Source organism: Curvibacter soli, assembly GCF_029211125.1.
GTDB lineage: Bacteria > Pseudomonadota > Gammaproteobacteria > Burkholderiales > Burkholderiaceae_C > Curvibacter_A > Curvibacter_A soli.
Genome location: NZ_JARGEN010000084.1, coordinates 1 through 3,538 on the forward strand (window position 1 = coordinate 1; position 3,538 = coordinate 3,538).

Sequence of the window (3,538 nt, forward strand, 5' to 3'; positions counted from 1 at the left end):
CAGGCTTGCCCACTGCGTGTGGCCGCCAACCCCCTCGCCGGGGGCGATACCGGCGGCCCGGCAAAGGCGGTTCCGCGGTATCCCTGGCCTCGGGTGCGCCGGTTTCATCGGCTGCGGGTGGTGCGAAGCGCGGTGGAGCAACTGACATGACCGACATCCTGAACCAGATCGTCGCCGTCAAGCGCGAGGAAGTTGCGGCGGCGCGCAAGAAGGTGCCGCTCCACGCCATCCGCGCCGACGCCGAAAGCCGCGTGCTCACGCGCGACTTCGTGGGTGCGCTGCGCGCCAAGGTGGCCGCCGGCCAGGCGGCGGTGATCGCCGAGATCAAGAAGGCCAGCCCCAGCAAGGGTGTGCTGCGCGAGGACTTCATCCCCGCCGATATCGCCCAGAGCTACGCCGAGGGCGACGGCACGACCAGCGCAGCCTGCCTGTCAGTGCTGACCGACCGCCAGTTCTTCCAGGGCCAGGTGGACTACCTCAAGCAGGCCCGCGCCTCGTGCGGTCTGCCGGTGCTGCGCAAGGACTTCGTGATTGATCCGTACCAGGTCTACGAAGCCCGGGCCATCGGCGCCGACTGCATCTTGCTGATCGCCGCCTGCCTCGATGACGCGCAGATGGCCGACCTGGAAGCCGTGGCCCTGGGCCTGGACATGGCCGTGCTGGTGGAGGCGCACGACCGCGCCGAGCTGGACCGCGCGCTGCGCCTGAAGACTCCGCTGGTAGGTATCAACAACCGCAACCTGCGCACCTTCGAGGTCACGCTCGACACCACGCTGGGCATGCGGGCCGACGTGCCCGCCGACCGGCTGCTGGTGACCGAATCGGGCATCCTCCAGCGCGATGACGTGCGCCGCATGCGCGAGGCCGGCGTGCATGCCTTCCTGGTCGGCGAGGCGTTCATGCGCGCGCCCGAGCCGGGGGTGGCGCTGGCCCAACTGTTCGGCTGACCGCCATGGCTGCCGACCGGCTGACGAGCTGCGACCCCGCCGACTGGTCCGTGGCGCCGGGCTGGCAGCCGCTGGCGGAGGATTTCTTCACCAGCGCCGAGGGCATCCGCCTGCTCGACTTCCTGCACGACCGGCTGCAGGCCGGCGCCGTCATCTTCCCGCCGCAGCCGCTGCGTGCGCTGGAACTCACGCCGCCCGACAAGGTGCGCGTGGTGATCCTCGGGCAGGACCCGTACCACGGCCGCGGCCAGGCCGAGGGGCTGGCGTTCTCGGTCGCGCCGGGCGTGCCGCTGCCGCCTTCGCTGCGCAACATCTTCCAGGAGCTGCAGCGCGACCTGGGCACGCCGCCGCCGGCGTTCCCCAGCCCCGGCGGCAGCCTGGTGAAGTGGGCCAGGAACGGCGTGCTGCTGCTCAACACCTGCCTGACGGTGGAGGATGGCCGCCCCGCCAGCCATGCCGGCAAAGGCTGGGAGGTACTGACCGATGCGGTGATCCGCCATGTGTCGCAGGGCGAGCGCCCGGTGGTGTTCATGCTCTGGGGCGCGCACGCGCAGGGCAAGCGCGCGCTCATCGATGGCCGGCGCCATCTGGTGCTTGTCGCCAACCATCCATCGCCGCTGTCGGCGCTGCGCCCGCCGATCCCCTTTATCGGCTGCGGACATTTCGGCCAGGCGCGTACCTGGCGCGCGCGGACCGATGGCGCTATCGATTCAGGAGCTGCCAGCGCAGGTAAATAAAGCGCTGAAGCCTGATTTGGCCGTGGGTCAGCGTGTGCTGGTGGGCATGTTGCCCACGTAGTCGCGGCGGATGTTGATGGTGCTCTGGCGACCCAGCGCGTCGAAGTTGCTCGCCAGCCAGCGCTTGGCCGAGGACTGGCCCATCTCGAACAGGCGCTCGATCATGGCCGTGTCGGTCGAGAGCTTGCCGGACGCGGGCATGTCTTCCATCGCCGCTCCGCCGTCGATGCGGTGCAGGTACAGCCGCTTGTATGAATCGCCATCCTGCAGCCGGCCATCGTCGATGAGGCGGTTGATGAAGTCGATGTCGCGCATCTGCGCCAGCAGGCTCGCGTTGAACGTCAGCTCGTTGATGCGGTCCATGATCTCCTGCGGCGTCTGCGGTGTCTGCGCGCGCTGCAGCGGGTTGATCTGCACGAGCACGATATCGCGCGCCTCGCAGGCGTTGATCAGCGGCACCAGCGGCGGGTTGGCCGAGAAGCCGCCGTCCCAGTAGGCCTCGCCGTCGATCTCGACGGCCTGGAAGATGTTCGGCAGGCAGGTCGAGGCCATCACCGCCTGCAGCGTCAGGCGCTTGCCGCTGAAGATGTCGGCGCGTCCCGTGCGCACGTGGGTCGCGGAGACGAAGACCCGGGGGCTGGCCAGGCGCGCCAGCGCGGCGAAGTCGATCTGCTCGTCTAGCAGCTTGCGCAGGGGGTTGATGTCCAGCGGGTTGGCTTGGTAGGGCGAAATCCAGCGGCTCATCGCGTTGCCCAGGATCTGGCCGCCCAGGTGTTCGGCGTGCCAGTTGCCCAGCAACAGCCGCACCACGCCCTGCGTCAGCGCTCCCAGTCCGCCGATGCCGGTGACGCCGCGCCACAGCCGTGCCAGCGAGGCGCGGGCCAGCTCGCGCGGGTCGTCGCTTGCAAAGTCCTTCTGCGCGACTTGGGCATAGCCGTTGGCCAGCGCCACCGCGTTGACAGCGCCGGCGCTGGCACCGCTGATGCCGTCGATCCGGATGCGATTGTCCAGCAGCAGCGTATCGAGGACGCCCCAGGTGAAGGCGCCGTGGGAGCCGCCGCCCTGCAGCGCCAGGTTGATGCTGCGCACGGCAGGCTGCGTATCCTGCGTATCCTGCGCATCGGTAGGGGTATTGGGATCCGGGACGGGGTTGTTCATGGGGGCTGTTCACGCTGTCCGTCGAACGCAGGTGTGGCGACATTGCCGGGCTGCATCCAGCGGTCCGCATCTGCGGCTCCCTAACGATACAGGGTTAGGCGCCCGATTGCCTGGGGGAGCCATCGGCCTGCGCGGGATGATGATTCCATGGCCATGAAGTTGTGCTATATTTCGAGATTCGCCGGAGGGGTGCCCGAGTGGCTAAAGGGGGCAGACTGTAAATCTGTTGGCTTACGCCTACGCTGGTTCGAATCCAGCCTCCTCCACCAGCGAGAACGAGTGCGAGTGCGGACGAAATTGAAGGGTCTTCGGGCTCTGAAATCGCGCTTCGCGAGCCTGTCGCCGGGCTTTCGATGCGGGAGTAGTTCAATGGTAGAACCCTAGCCTTCCAAGCTAATGACGCGGGTTCGATTCCCGTCTCCCGCTCCAAGTGTTCTCGGCCGGCGATGGTTTTTGGCGGGGTCCGTGCATCGCGCGGGCTTCAGTTGCCCTTGTGGCTCAGTGGTAGAGCACTCCCTTGGTAAGGGAGAGGTCGCGGGTCCGATTCCCGCCAAGGGCACCAGGTTGCGGCGCGTCCGGTGGGTTGCGTCCATTTCTGCTGTGTAGTTGTAGATTTTTTTCGGAGTCGAAAAAATGGCAAAAGGCAAATTTGAACGAACGAAGCCGCACGTGAACGTGGGCACGATTGGCCACGTG

General features: G+C 67.4%; 3 protein-coding genes, 3 tRNA genes and 1 pseudogene. 6 read left to right on the top strand and 1 reads right to left on the bottom strand.

The window, feature by feature from the left end:
• The first annotated feature begins 146 nt into the window (after positions 1-146).
• The gene (gene trpC, locus PY257_RS15980; RefSeq protein ID WP_275743619.1) at positions 147-947 is read left to right on the top strand and encodes an indole-3-glycerol phosphate synthase TrpC; all 801 of its coding nucleotides are present in this window, start codon (positions 147-149) and stop codon (positions 945-947) included.
• Positions 948-952: 5 nt separating this feature from the next.
• On the top strand, positions 953-1,684 hold the full coding sequence (locus PY257_RS15985) for a uracil-DNA glycosylase (RefSeq protein WP_275743621.1): 732 nt from the start codon (positions 953-955) through the stop codon (positions 1,682-1,684).
• Positions 1,685-1,711: 27 nt separating this feature from the next.
• On the opposite strand, the gene PY257_RS15990 is transcribed toward PY257_RS15985, so the two are convergent.
• Positions 1,712-2,842 (bottom strand): patatin-like phospholipase family protein, encoded by a 1,131-nt coding sequence (locus PY257_RS15990; RefSeq protein ID WP_275743623.1) that lies wholly within the window; start codon positions 2,840-2,842, stop codon positions 1,712-1,714.
• A gap of 183 nt (positions 2,843-3,025) precedes the next feature.
• On the opposite strand from PY257_RS15990, the gene PY257_RS15995 reads away from it, so the two are divergent.
• From PY257_RS15995 to PY257_RS16010, 4 genes and pseudogenes are all read left to right on the top strand, one after another.
• Positions 3,026-3,111 (top strand) — tRNA-Tyr (locus PY257_RS15995).
• Between the two features lie 86 nt (positions 3,112-3,197).
• Positions 3,198-3,271 (top strand) — tRNA-Gly (locus PY257_RS16000).
• A 58-nt stretch (positions 3,272-3,329) separates the two neighbouring features.
• Positions 3,330-3,404 (top strand) — tRNA-Thr (locus PY257_RS16005).
• Between the two features lie 71 nt (positions 3,405-3,475).
• A pseudogene (locus PY257_RS16010) lies at positions 3,476-3,538 on the top strand (GTP-binding protein); the annotation flags it as partial.